At 63.3% G+C, this 16,509-nt stretch carries 15 protein-coding genes; 11 read left to right on the top strand and 4 right to left on the bottom strand.

What is annotated here, in order from left to right:
- Nucleotides 1-24: 24 nt before the first annotated feature.
- From E1B25_RS02485 to E1B25_RS02475, 3 genes are all read right to left on the bottom strand, one after another.
- A complete protein-coding gene (locus tag E1B25_RS02485; protein ID WP_206338488.1) occupies nt 25-1,191 on the bottom strand; it encodes an alpha-hydroxy acid oxidase in 1,167 nt (388 codons plus the stop codon).
- A 162-nt stretch (nt 1,192-1,353) separates the two neighbouring features.
- Nucleotides 1,354-1,989: a ChrR family anti-sigma-E factor gene (locus E1B25_RS02480; protein ID WP_132827088.1), complete on the bottom strand. Its 636-nt coding sequence runs from the start codon at nt 1,987-1,989 to the stop codon at nt 1,354-1,356.
- Nucleotides 1,990-2,517, bottom strand: coding sequence for a sigma-70 family RNA polymerase sigma factor (locus tag E1B25_RS02475; RefSeq protein ID WP_206338497.1), 528 nt, complete (start codon nt 2,515-2,517; stop codon nt 1,990-1,992). It lies immediately after the preceding gene.
- A 252-nt stretch (nt 2,518-2,769) separates the two neighbouring features.
- Between E1B25_RS02475 and E1B25_RS02470 the strand changes: the two genes are divergently transcribed.
- The 7 genes from E1B25_RS02470 to E1B25_RS02440 all read left to right on the top strand — a co-directional run bounded on the left by E1B25_RS02470 (nt 2,770) and on the right by E1B25_RS02440 (nt 10,359).
- Nucleotides 2,770-4,062 (top strand): NAD(P)/FAD-dependent oxidoreductase, encoded by a 1,293-nt coding sequence (locus E1B25_RS02470; protein ID WP_132827086.1) that lies wholly within the window; start codon nt 2,770-2,772, stop codon nt 4,060-4,062.
- Nucleotides 4,059-4,844: a DUF1365 domain-containing protein gene (locus E1B25_RS02465; protein WP_132827085.1), complete on the top strand. Its 786-nt coding sequence runs from the start codon at nt 4,059-4,061 to the stop codon at nt 4,842-4,844. Before E1B25_RS02470 ends, E1B25_RS02465 begins: the two co-directional genes overlap by 4 nt.
- Complete coding sequence (locus E1B25_RS02460) at nt 4,844-6,001, top strand: SAM-dependent methyltransferase (RefSeq protein WP_132827084.1); 1,158 nt, start codon at nt 4,844-4,846, stop codon at nt 5,999-6,001. Before E1B25_RS02465 ends, E1B25_RS02460 begins: the two co-directional genes overlap by 1 nt.
- Nucleotides 5,994-6,731: an SDR family NAD(P)-dependent oxidoreductase gene (locus E1B25_RS02455; protein ID WP_132827083.1), complete on the top strand. Its 738-nt coding sequence runs from the start codon at nt 5,994-5,996 to the stop codon at nt 6,729-6,731. The genes E1B25_RS02460 and E1B25_RS02455 overlap by 8 nt, the downstream gene beginning before the upstream one ends.
- 23 nt (nt 6,732-6,754) lie before the next feature.
- The gene (locus E1B25_RS02450) at nt 6,755-7,471 is read left to right on the top strand and encodes a tryptophan-rich sensory protein (protein WP_132827082.1); all 717 of its coding nucleotides are present in this window, start codon (nt 6,755-6,757) and stop codon (nt 7,469-7,471) included.
- Nucleotides 7,471-7,869 (top strand): DUF2177 family protein, encoded by a 399-nt coding sequence (locus E1B25_RS02445; protein WP_132827081.1) that lies wholly within the window; start codon nt 7,471-7,473, stop codon nt 7,867-7,869. The genes E1B25_RS02450 and E1B25_RS02445 overlap by 1 nt, the downstream gene beginning before the upstream one ends.
- A gap of 132 nt (nt 7,870-8,001) precedes the next feature.
- A complete protein-coding gene (locus tag E1B25_RS02440; protein ID WP_132827080.1) occupies nt 8,002-10,359 on the top strand; it encodes an ATP-dependent helicase in 2,358 nt (785 codons plus the stop codon).
- 1,044 nt (nt 10,360-11,403) lie between these two features.
- Here the strand turns inward: E1B25_RS02440 and E1B25_RS02435 are convergent.
- Complete coding sequence (locus tag E1B25_RS02435; protein ID WP_132827079.1) at nt 11,404-11,619, bottom strand: DUF1127 domain-containing protein; 216 nt, start codon at nt 11,617-11,619, stop codon at nt 11,404-11,406.
- 1,225 nt (nt 11,620-12,844) lie between these two features.
- On the opposite strand from E1B25_RS02435, the gene mraZ reads away from it, so the two are divergent.
- The 4 genes from mraZ to E1B25_RS02415 are packed head-to-tail and all read left to right on the top strand — an operon-like array spanning nt 12,845 to nt 16,505.
- The gene (mraZ, locus tag E1B25_RS02430; protein WP_132827078.1) at nt 12,845-13,372 is read left to right on the top strand and encodes a division/cell wall cluster transcriptional repressor MraZ; all 528 of its coding nucleotides are present in this window, start codon (nt 12,845-12,847) and stop codon (nt 13,370-13,372) included.
- Between the two features lie 3 nt (nt 13,373-13,375).
- Nucleotides 13,376-14,374 carry a 16S rRNA (cytosine(1402)-N(4))-methyltransferase RsmH gene (gene rsmH, locus E1B25_RS02425; protein WP_132827077.1) on the top strand — a complete coding sequence of 333 codons (999 nt, stop codon included), beginning with the start codon at nt 13,376-13,378 and terminating at the stop codon, nt 14,372-14,374.
- Entirely contained in the window at nt 14,371-14,724 is a 354-nt protein-coding gene (gene ftsL, locus E1B25_RS02420; protein WP_132827076.1) for a cell division protein FtsL, read from the top strand. The genes rsmH and ftsL overlap by 4 nt, the downstream gene beginning before the upstream one ends.
- Nucleotides 14,721-16,505, top strand: a complete 1,785-nt coding sequence (locus E1B25_RS02415; RefSeq protein WP_132827075.1) for a peptidoglycan D,D-transpeptidase FtsI family protein — start codon at nt 14,721-14,723, stop codon at nt 16,503-16,505. Before ftsL ends, E1B25_RS02415 begins: the two co-directional genes overlap by 4 nt.
- Nucleotides 16,506-16,509: the final 4 nt, after the last annotated feature.

Genomic DNA, 16,509 nt, shown 5'->3' with positions numbered 1-16,509 from the left:
GCGCGTGTTGCCAGAATGGTTGCGCTATCGGTTCGGTTCTCGTGCGGATGTGGGCGTCAATGCGAAGGGTTTGGGCAGATCGCGCAGGGTTTGCAGGCCCATCTGGCCCATATTGGCAACCAGATCGCGGGTCAGGATGTCGATCAGATGCGTCGGGCCCGCAGGCCCCAGCGCGGCCAGCGCATAGTGAAAGGCACGCGCCAGCATCACGAAATCGGCCCCCAGCGCCAGCGCCCGCAGGATGTCGAGCCCGCCTTCGATGCCGCTGTCGAAAATCAGCGGCAGGGTCGTGGCGGCGCGGATGTCGGCCAGCACCTCGATCGCGGCGGGGGCGCCGTCGAACTGGCGGCCCGCATGATTGGAGATCCAGAGCGCATCCACCCCGATCCGTTGCAGCGGTTCGGCGTCCTCGGCGCGCAGTACGCCCTTGATCAGCAACGGCCCGGGCCAGTGGTCGCGCAGCCATTGCACATAGCTCATGTCCGGCGAGGTGCGCAGCAGATAGCCGATGTGGGCGGTGGAGGAGAGCGCGTCGCCCTTGTTTTGTGCGTATTTGTCCAGCGTGCGCATATGCGGCATACCGCGCCGCGCCATGCCCAAGGCCCATGTCGGGCGCGTTGCCACCTGCGCCAGAAGGCGGGGGGTGAGTTTGGGCGGTTGGGTCAGGCCGGAGCGGGTCTGGCGTTCGCGGCGCGAGGCGACGGGAACATCGACGGTGAGCACCAGAGAGGTGAAGCCAGCGGCGCGGGCGCGGGCGAGCATGTCGGTGCGAATCCCCTCGTCCTTTGGTGGATACAGTTGGAACCACGCGTTTTCCCCTAGATGTTGTGCCAGATCTTCGGGGCTTTGGCTGGCGACGGTGGAGAGGGTATAGGGAATCTGCGCCGCTGCGGCGGTGCGGGCGAGGTGGCCCTCGGCATCGGGCCAGATCAGCCCCGACATGCCGACCGGGGCGATGCCAAAGGGCAGCGGGAGATCTTGGCCGAGAAACCGGGTGGACAGATCGGGCACCTGTGGTCCGTGCAGGATGGAGGGCATGAAACCAAGGGAATCCAACGCGATACGGTTTCGGTTCTTGGTTGCCTCTTGCCCCGTGCCGCTGTCGAGATACTCCCAAACGAATTTCGGAACGCGCTGCCTTGCGCGCCGCTTCAGATCAAGAACGCCGGGATAGGTGCTGTGCAAATCCATGGGCGGTATTAGCCAGCGGCGCGGCGCGCTTGTCCAGATGCGGCGGCACGGCGGCGCGGAAATTGGGGGGAATCGGGGGCGTTTTGTACAGGTTCGGGGGCCGACCCAAGGCCGTGAAACGCCGGATCGGGGAGTTTGGGACGCGTTTTGTACGGTCCGGTTTTAGATGCGAAACAGCGGTTGCAGCAGACGCGGCACCAGCGACGAGAATCGCAGCGGCGCGTCGGTTGCGGCAAGGCAGATGCAAGGCGCGCCCGGATCGGCGGCCGGGGCATGTTCCAGATCCTGATCGCCGATCTCGAGATCACCGATTCCGAACCGTCCGGTGGTGTCGCTGAAACTGCCTTGCAGAACGAGGGTCAGCTCCAGCCCGTTGTGGCTGTGATCGGGCACCGTCTGACCGGGCGGAATATAGAGCAGCCGCGCCGAGCCGTTTTGATCCGCGGACAGGATGCTTTGACGCACGCCCAGCCCCAGCGATTTCCACTTTGGCGGATTGCCCTTCAGCGCCGCTATCACCGGGCCGGGGTAGACGCCGGTGCGCCGGTAGATCGGTTCAGGTGCGACGGGGGCGTCGAGCAGGTCGAGCACATTGGATTTCAGGCCCTCGGAAATAGCTTCGGGTTTGACGGTTTCCAGAACCGCGCCGCCGCCGGAGAGATGCGCCTCATACCCGGCGCGGCAGTCCAGACAGAGCGAGATATGGGCCGCCACGACCAGCGCATAAGCCTGTGGCAGGCTGCCTGCGGCATAGGCGGCCAACAGGGCGTCAGGGGTATGATGGGTGATCGCGGTCATTTAGCGTAGTTCCTTCAACTCGTGGCGCAGCCGGTCCAACCCCAGTCGGATCCGCGATTTTATCGTGCCAAGCGGCAGCCCGGTCTGGGTGCTGATCTCTTGATGGCTCAACTCGCCCAGATAGGCGCGTTCTATGATCTCGCGCTGGTCGGGTTTCAGCCGGGAAAGCGCTTGTTTCAACTGGCTGGATTCCTGTTCGACGGCGAGGATCTGGCTTGCATCCGGCTCGGCTCCGGAGGCCCCGGCCAAGTCTTCGGCCAGCTCTTCGGGCATTGGCCGGTTTTCCTTGCGGATCACGTCGATCTGGCGATTGCGCGCGATCTGGTAAACCCATGACGAGACCTGCGCCCGCGTCGGGTCAAACTGCGCGGCCTTGCGCCAGACCGTCAGCATGACCTCTTGAACGATTTCCTCGGCCTGTCCAGACCCGGTGCCGGAGCGCATGATGAATCCCTTCAGGCGCGGCGCGAAATGGTCGAACAGCGCCGCAAAGGCAGCCCGGTCCCGGCTGTCGCGCACCGCCAGCATCCATGTTGTCTGCGGCGAGACCTGAGTCGTCGGCGTCGAGACCTGAGGAGGGGGCGGGGGCGTCGTCACCAGCGTGTTGTCCTTTCGCGGCCCTGTCACAGAAGGTCCCGTCACTGAGGGCCGGTCGTCGAGGGCGGTATCGGGGCGTGTGATCAACATACCCCCTTTACGCAGGCCATGGGAATGCGGATCATTTTTGATCTGATCTCAGTTTCGGCCCGTACCCCTGTCAATCAACCGACCGGAGACCGAATGTCACTTGATGTCCAACCCATCCGCCCGCACCGCATCGCCATCATCGGCGGTGGCATATCCGGGCTTGCCGCTGCCTATCTTTTGGCGCCGCACCATGCCGTCACCGTATTCGAGGCCGCGCCAAGGCTGGGCGGACACGCGCGCACGGTGATGGCGGGGGTGAACGGGGATCAGCCGGTCGATACCGGGTTCATCGTTTTCAACTATGCGAACTATCCGCATCTGACGCGGATGTTTCAGGATCTCGATGTGCCGGTGACGCGCAGCGACATGAGCTTTGGCGCTTCCATCAATGACGGGCAGATCGAATACGGCTTGGGCAATCTGCGCGCCCTGACGGCGCAGCGGCGCAACCTGCTGCGACCGGGGTTTGGCCGCATGGTGCGCGATATCCTGCGCTTTAACAGCAAGGCCGAGGCCTTGGCCAAGGACGACAGCGCCACGATCGGCGAGCTGATGGATGATCTGAAACTGGGCGACTGGTTTCAGCGGTTTTACCTGATGCCGCTGTGCGGGGCGATCTGGTCGACGCCCCCGGCCGAAATTCGCGGCTTTCCGGCGCGGGCGCTGGTGCAATTCTTTCGCAACCACGCTTTGCTGAGCCCCTCGGGGCAGCATCAGTGGTGGACGGTCGATGGCGGGAGCGTCGAATATGTGCGGCGGTTGGAGCATTTTCTGCGCGGGCGCGGTGTGGCGATCCGCACCGCGACCCCGGTGCACAGTGTCACCCGCGACGCCCACTCCTGCCGTGTTCACAGCGCGGCGGGGCCGCAGGAGCCGTTCGATCAGGTGATTTTCGCCTGTCATTCCGATCAGGCGTTGCGGCTGCTGGCCCAGCCGACGCCGCGGGAACGCGCGGCGCTGTCGGCGATCCGGTTTCAGGACAACCAGATGATCCTGCATCGCGACACCGGCCAGATGCCGCAGCGCCGCGCGGTCTGGTCAAGCTGGGTCTACAAGGCCGATACCACCCGCCCCGAGCCCGCCATCGGCGTGACCTATTGGATGAACCGGTTGCAGAATATCCCCGAGCGCGACCCGCTGTTTGTCTCGCTCAACCCGGCGCGCGAGGTGCCTGAACATCTGATCTATGACCAAAAGGTGTTTCGCCATCCGGTGTTCGATGCGCAGGCGTTGGCGGCGCAGCAGCAGCTGACCGCGATGCAGGGGCAGAATAATACTTGGTTCGCGGGGGCCTATACCCGGCACGGGTTCCACGAGGACGGCTTTGCCAGTGCCGCCCGGATTGCCCGGCTGATGGAGCGGGAGATGGGCTGGCAGAGCGTATGACGCAGCCGCCGGAACATATTGCGGGCGTGACAACCCACAGTCGACGCGGCGAGATCCGGCATCGGTTCCGCTATGGCGTCGATTACGTGTTGATCGACCCCGACGCGCCGGCGGTGAGGCCTTGGCTGTTCTCGCGCAACCGCTTCAATCTGGCCTCGGTGCATGATTGCGATCATGGCGGGCCGATCAAGGCGGGGCGCGGGGCGGCGTGGGCGCGCGAGGTGCTGGCGGCGCATGGGTTAGATGTGCCTAGGTTGCCTGCACATGGATTGGCGGGGCGCGCGGTGCAGCTTGGCCTGCTGACCCAGCCGCGGTTTCTGGGCTATGTGTTCAACCCGGTCAGTTTCTGGCTGGCGGAGGAGCAGGGCGCGCTGATCGCGGTGATTGCCGAGGTTTCGACCCCTTTTGGAGATCGCCATTCCTATCTGTGCCACCTGCCGGATTTCGCACCGATCACCAAGGACAGCCGGATCACCGCGCCCAAAGCGCTGCATGTGTCACCGTTTCAGGAGGTCAAGGGCAGCTATGAGTTCAGCTTTGACATCCGCCCCGACAGACTCGCCATTCGCATCCTGCATCGCAATGGCGACGAGGGGGTGATCGCAACCCTGTCCGGCCCGCGCGTGCCGCTGAGCAATGCCGGGCTTGTGCGCGCCAGCCTGCGCCGTCCGCTGGGGGCGTTGCGCACGAGTCTCCTGATATACTGGCAGGCGCTGCGCCTGAAACTGAAGGGGGCGCGATACCGCACCCGACCGACTCCGCCCAACTCAGAGGTGACATGATGCTGATCCTGACAAAGCGCGTAAAACACGACTTTCTTGAAACTTGCGGTCAAATCCGCACCGGAAGTTTGCGGCTGCGCACGCCCGAGGGCGAGGTGTTCGATTTCGGCGCGGGCAGCCCGGCCGCCGAGATGCAGATCTATGACTGGTCGGTGGTCACCGCGATTGCGGCGCGTGGCGATATCGGGCTGGGCGAGACCTATGTCGCGGGGCTGTGGGAAACGCCCTCGATTGCGGATCTGGCCGAGGTGGCGTTGAAGAACCTCGATCAGTTTCGCGGCTATGCCTATGCGGGGATCTGGAACACCCTGAAATTCCGGGTCGTGAACCGGCTGATGCGGGCGAATTCACCGCGCGGGGCGGCGCGTAATATCCGGGCGCATTATGATGTGGGGAACGAGTTTTATCAGCTTTGGCTGGACGAGGGCATGACCTATTCCTCGGCCATGTTCGCGCCCGGGGACAATGATCTGAGCCGGGCGCAGAATCGCAAGTATGACCGGATCCTGCAAAGGTTGGGCACGGGCGAGCGGGTGTTGGAAATCGGCTGCGGCTGGGGCGGCTTTGCCGAACGGGCGGCGGATACCGGGCGCGCGGTCACCGGGCTGACCATTTCGCCCAGCCAAAAGGGGTATGCGGATGCGCGGTTGGACGGGCGCGCCGATATCCGGCTTGAGGATTATCGCGACAGCCGCGGCATCTTTGACAATATCGTCTCGATCGAGATGATCGAGGCGGTCGGGCAGGACTATTGGCCGACCTATTTCGCCACGCTGAAGGCGCGGTTGGCAGAGCAGGGACGCGCCATGATTCAGGCGATCACGGTGGCGGATTCCTATTTCGACACCTACCGGCGCAGCTCGGACTATATCCGCCACTATACCTTTCCCGGCGGCATGTTGCTGTCGAACGGCGTGATTGCCGATCAGGCCCGGCGGGCGGGGCTGGTGGTCAAGGACAGCCATGCCTTTGGCGCCGATTATGCCCGCACCTGCGCCACCTGGAATGAGCGGTTGGAGCAACAATCCGACCGCATCCGGCGGCTGGGCCATGACGAGAGCTTCCTGCGCAACTGGCGCTTTTACCTTGGCATCTGTGCGGCCTCCTTCGCCGCCGGTCAAACCGATGTCGTACAGGTGGAACTTGCACATGCCTGAACGGGAGACGATCTGGATCATCGGCGCCAGCGACGGCATCGGGGCCGCCTTGGCGCAGGCATGGGCGGGGCGCGGGGCGCGTTTGATCCTGTCGGCCCGCTCGCAACAGCGGCTGGAGGATCTGGCCGCAAGCCTTGGGTCGGATCATCTGGTGGTGCCGCTGGACGTGAGTGACCGGGACAGTCTGGAGCGCGCCGCCGAAAGGATCGCCGCGATCGGCCCCTTGGATCGGGTGGTGCATCTGGCGGCGCTGTATGATCCGGGCAAGATCGCCACGTTGGACGCCGAAACCGCAGCGCAGATCGTTGCCGTCAACCTGATGGGCAGCTTTCATGTCGCGCAGGTCGCGCCGCCCTTGCTGCGCGCGGGCGGGCAACTGGCGCTGTGCGGCTCGGTCGCGGGCTATATCGGCTTGCCGCAGGGGCAGATTTATTCCGCGACCAAGGCCGGGGTGATCAATCTGGCGCAATCGCTGCGGGCGGAACTGGCCGGGCGGATCGACGTGCGGCTGATCTCGCCCGGGTTTGTCGACACCCGGCTGACCCAGCGCAATGCGTTTACCATGCCCGCGATGGTCACGCCGCAAACCGCCGCACGTGCCATACTCAAGGGCCTGCACCAGCGGCGGTTCGAGGTGCATTTCCCGCGTCGCCTGACCTATGTGCTGAAGCTGCTTGGCGTCTTGCCTTATTGGGCGGCCCTGCCGCTGACCCGTCGGTTAAGCCGATGACTGACCCTGTGAAAGGACGTGAGATGCGCTCCAGACTCCTTGCGATCGTGGTGTTGATTGCCACCCTGACCTTCATGCTGTCGCCGCTGCTGGCCTCCGGATTCAACGGGTTCACGGCGGATCAGTTTCCGGTGCCGCAGGACAACCCGCCGGTGCAACCGGAAGGTTATGCCTTTGCGATCTGGGGGCTGATCTATCTTTGGTTGCTGATTGGCGCGGTGTACGGGGTGGTGCGCGCGGCAGAGGACCGGGGCTGGCAGGCGATGCGGATACCGTTGGCGATAAGCCTGATCCTTGGCAGTTTCTGGATCAAGGCGGCGAACGAGGCGCCGATTCTGGCGACGGGGATGATCGTGGTGATGGCGGCGGCGGCGATTGCCGCGCTGTTGCGCGCGAGCGAGGATCAGCCGTGGCTGCAGGTGCGGCCTGTGGCGCTCTATGCTGGTTGGCTGACGGCGGCGACCGGGGTGGCAATTGGGGTTCTGCTTGGCGGCTATGGGATCGTTTCGGCACAAGCGGCGGCGATCAATTGCCTTTGCGGCGTGCTGGCCGTGGCGCTGATCGTGCAATCGGCGCGGCCGCGCGAATGGGCCTATCCGGCGGCGGTCATCTGGGCGCTGATCGGGATCATCGTGGCCAATCTGCCCAGTCAGAATCTTGTGGTGATCGCACTGGCGGCGCTGGGCATCGTGGCGCTGGCGTTTCGGGCCGGACACTCCCTGAGGACAGGGGCGGTGTGATGCAGATTCTGGTTCTTTATGCAGCGACCGTCGTGATCTTTTTCGCCGCCGATGCTGTCGGGCTTCGCCTGCTGATCAAACCCGTGTTCGAGCGCCATGTGGCGCATCTGTTTGCCGACCCGTTTCGCGCCGGTCCTGCCATCGTGTTCTATCTGGGTTATGTCGCTGGCGTGTTGTGGTTCGTGTCCGTTCCCGCCCTGCGCGCGGGGGATCCGCTGGCGGCACTTGTGGGGGGCGCGGCCCTGGGGCTTTTGGCCTATGGCACCTATGAATTCACCAATTATGCCACGCTGCGCGACTGGTCGTTCGAACAGGTGGTGATCGACATGCTTTGGGGCGGGGGGCTGACCGGGGTCTCGGCCTGGGCCGGGGTCATGGTGGCCCGTGCGCTCGGGTAGCATCGGGCCTTTGCCCAAAGATTAAGGGGCGAGAGGGCGCGCGAAATCCGCGCTTGTCGGCTCTGATCTAAAGTGCAGAACAGAAGACGAACGAACCTTTAACTGCGTTGCGATCCGCGCTAAGTTCTTACCATGAGCAGTTTCGACGAAATGGATGCCTTTGAGGGCGCGGCGCTGTCAGCGCGGGCGATGGCGGCGCGGCCAGCGCCCTATCTGGATGATCTGAACCCGGCCCAGCGTGAAGCGGTGGAGCGGCTGGACGGTCCGGTTCTGATGCTGGCGGGGGCTGGCACCGGCAAGACCAAGGCGCTGACCTCGCGGATCGTGCATCTGTTGAACACGGGCCGGGCGCGTCCGAACGAGATTCTGGCGGTGACCTTTACCAACAAGGCCGCCCGCGAGATGAAAGAGCGGGTTGGCCGCCTGTTGGGGGCAAGCATCGAGGGAATGCCCTGGCTGGGCACGTTCCATTCGATCTGCGTCAAGCTGTTGCGCCGCCATGCGGAACTGGTCGGGCTGAAATCGAATTTCACGATTCTGGATACCGACGATCAGCTGCGGCTGCTGAAACAGCTGGTTTCGGCGGCGGGGATTGATGACAAGCGCTGGCCGGCGCGCCAACTGGCTGGGGTGATCGACAGCTGGAAGAACCGCGCGCTGACCCCGGACAAGGTGCCAAGCGCGGATGCCGGGGCCTATAACCGGCGCGGGGTTGAGCTTTACGCCCAGTACCAGACCCGGCTGCGCGAACTGAACGCGGTCGATTTCGGCGATCTGCTGCTGCATGTGGTGGTGATCTTTCAGAAACATCCCGACGTGCTGGAACAGTATCAACGCTGGTTCCGCTATATTCTGGTGGACGAATATCAAGATACCAACGTCGCGCAGTACCTGTGGCTGCGGCTGCTTGCGAGCGCTCATCGCAACATCTGCTGCGTCGGCGATGATGATCAGTCGATCTATGGCTGGCGCGGCGCCGAGGTTGGCAACATCCTGCGGTTCGAAAAGGATTTTCCCGGTGCCCATGTGGTGCGGCTGGAGCAGAATTACCGCTCGACCCCGCATATCCTTGCGGCGGCCTCGAACGTGATCCGGGGCAATGCCGGGCGGCTGGGCAAGGAGCTGTGGACCGAGGCCGAGGGCGGCGAAAAGGTGCGCCTGATCGGCCATTGGGATGGCGAGGAAGAGGCGCGCTGGATCGGCGAAGAGATCGAATCGATGCAGCGGGGCACGCGGGGGATGCGACCCTTTGGCCTGAACGATGTGGCGATTCTGGTCCGCGCCAGCCACCAGATGCGCGCCTTTGAGGATCGATTCCTGACCATCGGGCTGCCGTATCGGGTGATCGGCGGGCCGCGATTCTATGAGCGGTTGGAGATTCGCGACGCGATGGCCTATTTCCGCATGGTGGTCAGCCCCGATGATGATCTTGCGTTCGAGCGAATCGTCAACACCCCCAAGCGGGGGCTGGGCGACAAGGCGCAGCAGACCATTCAGACCGCGGCGCGCGCCAATGGGGTGAGCCTGTTGGAAGGCGCGCGGATTGCCGTCGAAGAGGGGCTGATCAAGGGCAAGGGCGGCGCGGCGCTGGGCCGTTTGACCGGGGATCTGGCCCGCTGGGGCCGGATGGTCGGTGACGCGAACGTGAGCCATATGGAACTGGCCGAGATTGTGCTGGATGAGTCGGGCTATACCGGCCATTGGCAGAACGACAAGACGCCAGAAGCGCCGGGGCGGTTGGAAAACCTCAAGGAACTGGTCAAGGCGCTGGAGAATTTCGAGAACCTGCAAGGGTTTCTGGAGCATGTCGGTCTGGTGATGGACAATGACAAGCAGGACGCCGAGCAGAAGGTGTCGATCATGACGCTGCACGCGGCCAAGGGGCTGGAATTCCCCGCCGTGTTCCTGCCGGGCTGGGAGGACGGGTTGTTCCCGTCGCAGCGCAGCATGGATGAAAGCGGTCTCAAAGGCCTCGAGGAAGAGCGGCGGCTGGCCTATGTCGGGATTACCCGCGCCGAAGAGCTGTGCACCATCTCGTTTGCTGGCAATCGTCGGGTGTTTGGGCAGTGGCAATCCTCGCTGCCGTCGCGATTCGTCGATGAATTGCCCGAGGAGCATGTCGAGGTTCTGACCCCGCCGGGGCTTTATGGCGGTGGATTTGGCGCGGCGGCGGCGCAGGGCGGCGCGGTGCGCGGCAATATCGAATCAAGGGTGGCCGAGGCGAATGTCTATAACTCGCCGGGCTGGAAGCGGATGCAGGCGCGTTCAAGCCAGCATGGCACGGCGCAATCGAAAGAAAGCCGCGGCCCGGTGATCGATCTGCAGGCGGTGTCGAGCTTTACCATCGGTGAGCGGGTGTTTCACCAGAAGTTCGGCTATGGCGCGGTGATCGGGATCGAGGGCGACAAGCTTGAGATCTCGTTTGAGAAGGCCGGTCCGAAAAAGGTCGTGGCGCGCTTTGTCAGTGCCAGCGACGATATCCCGTTTTAATCTGAGACTGACGACCCCGAGAGGGTAAAGACCGCTGCGGTCGGGTGATGCCCTGCCGTGGCACTTGTGCGTTTGTCGGGTCTGTCCTGATTCCTCACCTCCAACAGTGATGCAGTCTCGCAGGGTCCCTGCGCGGGCCCGATGGGCTGCGTGGTCGCGTTGATCAGTGTGGGGGGGCCGGAAAACAAAAGAACGGCGGCACCAGGGAGGAGGAGAGGTGCCGCCGTTCGCTTACAACACCACGGCGCAGGGAGGAGGAGAGCGCCGGGATGTATCCCGATATGTCGTTGTCGCCCCCGGTGAGGGGGAAATTGGCCGACGACACCAGGGAGGAGGAGAGGTGCCGCCGGCCGATTGAACATCCGACGCAGGGAGGAGGAGAGCGTCGGATGTATTCGTAAAACTCTGTCTTCGCCCCCGGTGAGGGGGAAATTGGCCGACGACACCAGGGAGGAGGAGAGGTGCCGCCGGCCGATTGAACATCCGACGCAGGGAGGAGGAGAGCGCCGGATGTATTCGTAAAACTCTGTCGTCGCCCCCGGTGAGGGGAAATTGGCCGACGACACCAGGGAGGAGGAGAGGTGTCGCCGGCCGATTGAACATCCGACGCAGGGAGGAGGAGAGCGCCGGATGTATTCGTAAAACTCTGTCGTCGCCCCCGGTGAGGGGAAATTGGCCGACGACACCAGGGAGGAGGAGAGGTGTCGCCGGCCGATTGAACATCCGACGCAGGGAGGAGGAGAGCGTCGGATGTATTCGTAAAACTCTGTCGTCGCCCCGCCGGGGCGGGAAATTGGTCGGCGACACCAGGGAGGAGGAGAGGTGTCGCCGACCGATTGAACACAGGGCGCAGGGAGGAGGAGAGCGCCCGGTGCGTTCCTACACCGGACGCAGGGAGGAGGAGAGCATCCGGTGTAACGGTGTCCGGCAAATGAGGCCGGTATAAGGTGCGGCGGCACCAGGGAGGAGGAGAGGTGCCGCCACTTTCAACAGGTCTCCAGGGAGGAGGAGAGGAGACCTGAACCGAAAAACTGTGTGCCGCCTTCAGACGTTCCTGGCGGTTTCAAGCGCAACGCGGCGAATTCCAGACCGGTGCATGCCAAGATCGGCGAGCTCGCGGTTTGTCAGCGCGTTGAGTTCATTATAGGTGCGACGGTACATCTGGTACCGGGCGATACGATCAAAGAGCGCGTCAGTGGCCTTGTGCAGCCGGCTGAGCAGTGTCGCGTCTTTGGAATGTGTATGTGTCAGTACGGTCATGGACTTGGTCTTTCAATCATCATGCAGTGCCGATGTTTTGGCGTTTGCTTGAGACTGAAGATAGGCAAATGCTGCAGATGCACAATAGTTTCCGACTTCAATGCCGCTATGCAGCAAGTGCATAGATTGATTGCATAATAATTGGGCAGTATTTCTGACGTAAGGTCATATCCGGGGCTTAGTTTGGCTGCTCTGCAAGGGAGGGTGGCGCGAAAAATCGGTCCTGCCGTTTTCCGTGTGTCCAGCGTGGCGGGGCCGCATGGGATTTGGGGCGACAGGCTGATTCTGATCGCGGGGTGCGTCCTGATGAGGGGGAGGTGACGGGCGGGCGGACGGGGCAGGCGGACATAGGGGAAGGTCGGCTTGGTCTTTGGGGGCGGTCTTCGGGTTTGGTCGCGGCCACGCGCGTGCTGTCCTTTGGAAGGGGGAGGGGCGCGCTAATGGAGGCCCTTCTCTTGTGGGTTCTCTTTATCGCCTTCTGGGTTCTTTATGGGCGCAGGGATTTCAGGCGCAGGTTTGGGGTGCATTGCGAGCGGACGCGGGGGTGGCGTAAGGGGGCGGGCCGGGATCGGTGCGGATTTGGGGTGCGGGCCTGGGATCTCATGGTCTGTGGGACGGGAATTCGTGGTACTCGTGAAAGAAAACGGCAAATCCGGTAGATTTGGCCCAATTTTCTCCACCTCTGGGTGATTCGCGGCTTGCGAAACGGAACATATAGCGAACATTTGAGTAAAAACCACTACCTATGGAAAAATGTACGGGAAAATGTGGTGCGAACTTGGATTTGGACGGAATGTCTATATGTAGTAGTTTGATTTGATGGATCCGCTATGGAGTGCGGAAATGTGGTCGGAATGTGGTGCTGATCATGTCTGAATTTGGACGATTTGGCCTTAATTTCCCTAAGTGTCCCGTAAATTCCAATTGATTTCCATGAAGTCCCGTGGCATCTCTTGTTCATCGGATGAGAACGAGGCAGGCAGGGGCGACAGACAAAAGACCCCGACCAATACCAAGAGCAGGTTTCATACAGGCACTTCGCTTTCATCTAACCAAGAGATCCGGCGCGCGAGCGAGCAGACATCCCCCCAGGTGGCGCGCGTAGTCGGACACCCCGCTCAGCGGGACAAGGGCGGCGGGTTGATCAGTGGCAGCAGATCAACCCGCCGCTTTTTCATTTTGGGGACGCAAATGACGCGGGGGCGCAGGTAGAGGGACAGGTGGCGTGAGCCGAAGGTTCAGAGGTGAGTACACCTTCAAGGTGGATGCGAAGGGCAGGGTGTCAATCCCGGCCCTGTTCCGCCGTGTGCTCGAATCTGGCGATCCCGAGTATACTGAAGGGCTGCGTCCGCAGCTTGTCATCGTCTACGGTCCCTCTGATCAGCCTTATCTCGAAGCCTATACGATCGAAGAGATCGAAAAGCTCGAGGCCAAGATCGAACGGCTGCCCAATTCGCCGCTGAAGCGCAAGCTGGTGCGCAACATCACCTCACGCTCGCATCATACCGAGGTCGACCCGGATGGGCGGTTGGTGTTGCCGCTGCGCCAGCGTGACAAGATCGGGCTGGAGAAAGAGGCGTTCTTCGTCGGCACCTCCGGCACCTTCCAGATCTGGAATCCTGAGACCTATGAGGCACATCTGGCCGAGGAGGAGGACGAGGATCTGGGCTTTGACCTGCCCGAGGGCACCAATCAGCTGGACGCGCTGGATCTGGCGCTGTCGCGGTTGGATGCCCCCAAGGACGGGAGCTGAGCCATGGTGACAGCTTCCCCCGACCGCCCCCATGTTCCGGTCCTGTTGCGCGCGCTGCTTGAAGCGGTGGCGCCGGTTACGGGTACTTGGCTTGACGGCACATTCGGCGCTGGCGGCTATACCCGCGGATTGCTGGAGGCCGGGGCCGAGCGGGTGATCGCGGTGGATCGCGATCCACTGGCGTTTGAAATGGCGCAGGACTGGGCTGCGGGCTATGGCGAGCGGCTGGTGATGCAGCATGGCGTTTTCTCGCGCATGGATGAGTATGCCAGCGACCTTGACGGCGTGGTGCTGGATCTGGGGGTTTCCTCGATGCAGCTGGATCGGGCCGAGCGCGGCTTTTCCTTCATGCGCGATGGCCCGCTTGACATGCGGATGTCGCAAGAGGGGCCCAGTGCCGCCGATCTGGTCAATACCGCCCCGGAAGAAGAAATCGCGGATATCCTGTTTCTTTATGCCGAGGAACGCGCAAGCCGGCGCATCGCGCGGGCCATTGTCCGGTCGCGCGAGAGCGAGCCGATCACGACCACGCTGCGGCTAGCGGGGATCGTTGAATCCTGCCTGCCACGCGCCAAGCCGGGGCAATCGCATCCCGCCACCCGCAGCTTTCAGGCGCTGCGGATCGCGGTGAATGATGAGTTCGGAGAGCTGTTTCGCGGTCTGATGGCGGCCGAGCGGGCATTGAAGCCCGGCGGCAAGCTGGCGGTCGTGAGCTTTCATTCGATCGAGGATCGCATGATCAAGCGCTTCCTGCAGTCCCGTGCCGGGCAGACCGGGCGCGGCAGCCGCCATGCGCCCGAGGTCGAACATGTCGATCCGCAATTCATTCTGCGCCCGCGCAAGGCGATTGCGCCGGACGAGCAGGAATTGGCGGACAACCCGCGCGCGCGCTCGGCCCGGTTGCGGGTGGCGGTGCGCACCGAAGCGCCCGCCGGGGCAATCGATGCGCGCGAGATCGGGATGCCGCAACCCAAGCCGGAACCGAAGGGAAGAGGGCGATGAGGGGCATAGCCTATGTTCTGACCGCGCTGGCGGTGTTTGGTCTGGCGTTCTGGGCCTATCGCGAAAACTATGCCACGCAACAGGTGTTGAAAGAGACCCGCGCGCTGCAACATGAGATCGGCGCGGCGCAGTTGCGGCTGGGCATGCTGCGGGCGGAATGGGCCTATCTCAACCGGCCGGATCGGCTGGCGGAACTGGCGGCGCTTAATTTCGACCGGCTGGGGCTGTTGCCGCTGCGCCCCGACCAGTTCGGTCGCGTTGACGAGGTCAGCTATCCGCCCAAGCCGCTGCTGCCGATTCTCAACCCGGTTGATGTTTCGACCATGGCCGCCGACGAGGAACAGCCATGACCCGCACGCCGCTGCGCCCACTGGCCCGTATCCTTCCGGCCCGGGCCAAGGGCGAGAACCCCGATATTATCGAACGCGAGAATATCCGCCGCCGCCATACCGAGATGCAGGACCGCTCCCGGGTGCGGGCCGAGGGGCGCTTGCTGGTGCTGGGGTTGTTCTTTTTCAGTGCGTTCCTGGTGGTCGGGGCCCGTATGGGGTTGATGGCGGTCTCGGAGCCCGAAGAGCCGGTCGCCAGCGCCCATGGGGCCGCCATCGCGGCGCAGCGGGCGGATATCGTTGACCGTCAGGGGCGGATTCTGGCAACCAATTTCGAGACCCATTCGCTGTATGCCCAGCCGCCCGAGATGGTCGACCCGGTGGCGGCGGCGCGCGGGCTGGTGCAGATTTTTCCCGATCTGGACGAGGAGCGGTTGCGGAAGGATTTCACCGGCAAACGCAAATTCGTCTGGATCAAGAAACGGATCAGCCCGGAGCAGAAACAGGCGGTGCATGATCTGGGCGATCCCGGGTTGTTGTTCGGCCCGCGCGAGATGCGGCTGTATCCCAATGGCAAGCTTGCCGCCCATGTGCTGGGCGGGGCCGGGTTTGGCCGCGAAGGGGTGAGCGCGGCAGAGGTGATCGGTGTTGCCGGGGTTGAAAAGCAGTTTGACGACTATCTGCGCGACCCGACCAATGGCGCGCAGCCGCTGGCGTTGTCGCTCGACCTGACGGTGCAGGCGGCGACCGAACAGGTGCTGCTTGGTGGCATGAAGCTGATGAATGCCAAGGGGGCGTCCTCGATCCTGATGGATGTGCATACGGGCGAGGTTCTTTCGGTCGTCAGCCTGCCGGATTTCGACCCCAACAACCGTCCGCGCCCGCCGGTGTCGGGTGACCCCAGCGACAGCCCGTTGTTCAACCGGTCGGTGCAGGGGGTGTATGAGCTGGGCTCGACCTTCAAGATCTTTGCGATTGCGCAGGCGTTGGATCTGGGGCTGGTCTCGCCCGAGACGATTATCGACACCTCTGGGCCGATGCGGGTGTCCGGTTATCCGATTGGCGAGTTTCACAACAAGAACTATGGCAAGCTGAGCGTCACGGATGTGATCGTGAACAGCTCCAACCGGGGTACCGGGCGGATCGCGCTGGAGATCGGGCCGGAGCGGCAAAAGGCGTTTCTGGACGCGCTGGGCATGCTGGACCCGACGCCGTTCGAGATCGTCGAGGCGCATGGTGGCCAGCCCTTGGCGCCCGCACGTTGGACCGACCTGAGCACGGTGACGATTTCCTATGGCCACGGGTTGTCCACGACCCCGATGCATCTGGCCGCCGGATATGCCGCCATTGCCAATGGTGGGCAGTATGTCAGCCCGACGATTCTAAAGCAGAACGGCCCGCAGCACGGACCCCGGGTGTTGTCGGAACAGGCCGCCGCTGACGCCCGCAGGATGCTGCGCAAGGTGGTGACAGATGGCACTGCCAGCTTTGGCGAGGTGCCGGGATACGCGGTGGGCGGCAAGACCGGCACCGCCGACAAACCCAAGCCGCAGGGCGGTTACTATAAGGACAAGGTGATCGCCACCTTTGCCGCGATCTTTCCGTCGCATGATCCGAAGTACGTGCTGGTGGTGACGCTGGACGAGCCTTCTGTGCAGGCCTATGACGAGGAACGGCGCACGGCGGGCTGGACCGCGGTGCCGGTCGCGGCCGAGTTGATCGGGCGGGTGGCCCCGCTTTTGGGGTTGCGACCTGACATTGAACCCGCCCCGCGCGCTGCTATAACGCTGACATCCAACTGAGCAT

This window comes from Antarcticimicrobium sediminis (genome assembly GCF_004348975.1).
In the GTDB taxonomy this organism is placed as follows: Bacteria; Pseudomonadota; Alphaproteobacteria; order Rhodobacterales; family Rhodobacteraceae; genus Antarcticimicrobium; species Antarcticimicrobium sediminis.
The sequence above is the reverse complement of the archived record's forward strand: the minus strand, read 5'-3'. Positions and strand labels throughout refer to the sequence as shown.

What these genes read in the sequence shown, in the direction of transcription:
- rsmH (WP_132827077.1), top strand. Translation starts at nt 13,376, where the DNA reads ATGGTGACAGCTTCCCCCGACCGCCCCCATGTTCCGGTCCTGTTGCGC.
- E1B25_RS02475 (WP_206338497.1), bottom strand. Translation starts at nt 2,517, where the DNA reads ATGCTGGCGGTGCGCGACAGCCGGGACCGGGCTGCCTTTGCGGCGCTG.
- ftsL (WP_132827076.1), top strand. Translation starts at nt 14,371, where the DNA reads ATGAGGGGCATAGCCTATGTTCTGACCGCGCTGGCGGTGTTTGGTCTG.
- E1B25_RS02435 (WP_132827079.1), bottom strand. Translation starts at nt 11,619, where the DNA reads ATGACCGTACTGACACATACACATTCCAAAGACGCGACACTGCTCAGC.
- E1B25_RS02450 (WP_132827082.1), top strand. Translation starts at nt 6,755, where the DNA reads ATGCGCTCCAGACTCCTTGCGATCGTGGTGTTGATTGCCACCCTGACC.
- E1B25_RS02455 (WP_132827083.1), top strand. Translation starts at nt 5,994, where the DNA reads ATGCCTGAACGGGAGACGATCTGGATCATCGGCGCCAGCGACGGCATC.
- E1B25_RS02415 (WP_132827075.1), top strand. Translation starts at nt 14,721, where the DNA reads ATGACCCGCACGCCGCTGCGCCCACTGGCCCGTATCCTTCCGGCCCGG.
- E1B25_RS02480 (WP_132827088.1), bottom strand. Translation starts at nt 1,989, where the DNA reads ATGACCGCGATCACCCATCATACCCCTGACGCCCTGTTGGCCGCCTAT.
- E1B25_RS02460 (WP_132827084.1), top strand. Translation starts at nt 4,844, where the DNA reads ATGCTGATCCTGACAAAGCGCGTAAAACACGACTTTCTTGAAACTTGC.
- E1B25_RS02465 (WP_132827085.1), top strand. Translation starts at nt 4,059, where the DNA reads ATGACGCAGCCGCCGGAACATATTGCGGGCGTGACAACCCACAGTCGA.
- E1B25_RS02445 (WP_132827081.1), top strand. Translation starts at nt 7,471, where the DNA reads ATGCAGATTCTGGTTCTTTATGCAGCGACCGTCGTGATCTTTTTCGCC.
- E1B25_RS02440 (WP_132827080.1), top strand. Translation starts at nt 8,002, where the DNA reads ATGAGCAGTTTCGACGAAATGGATGCCTTTGAGGGCGCGGCGCTGTCA.
- E1B25_RS02470 (WP_132827086.1), top strand. Translation starts at nt 2,770, where the DNA reads ATGTCACTTGATGTCCAACCCATCCGCCCGCACCGCATCGCCATCATC.
- E1B25_RS02485 (WP_206338488.1), bottom strand. Translation starts at nt 1,191, where the DNA reads ATGGATTTGCACAGCACCTATCCCGGCGTTCTTGATCTGAAGCGGCGC.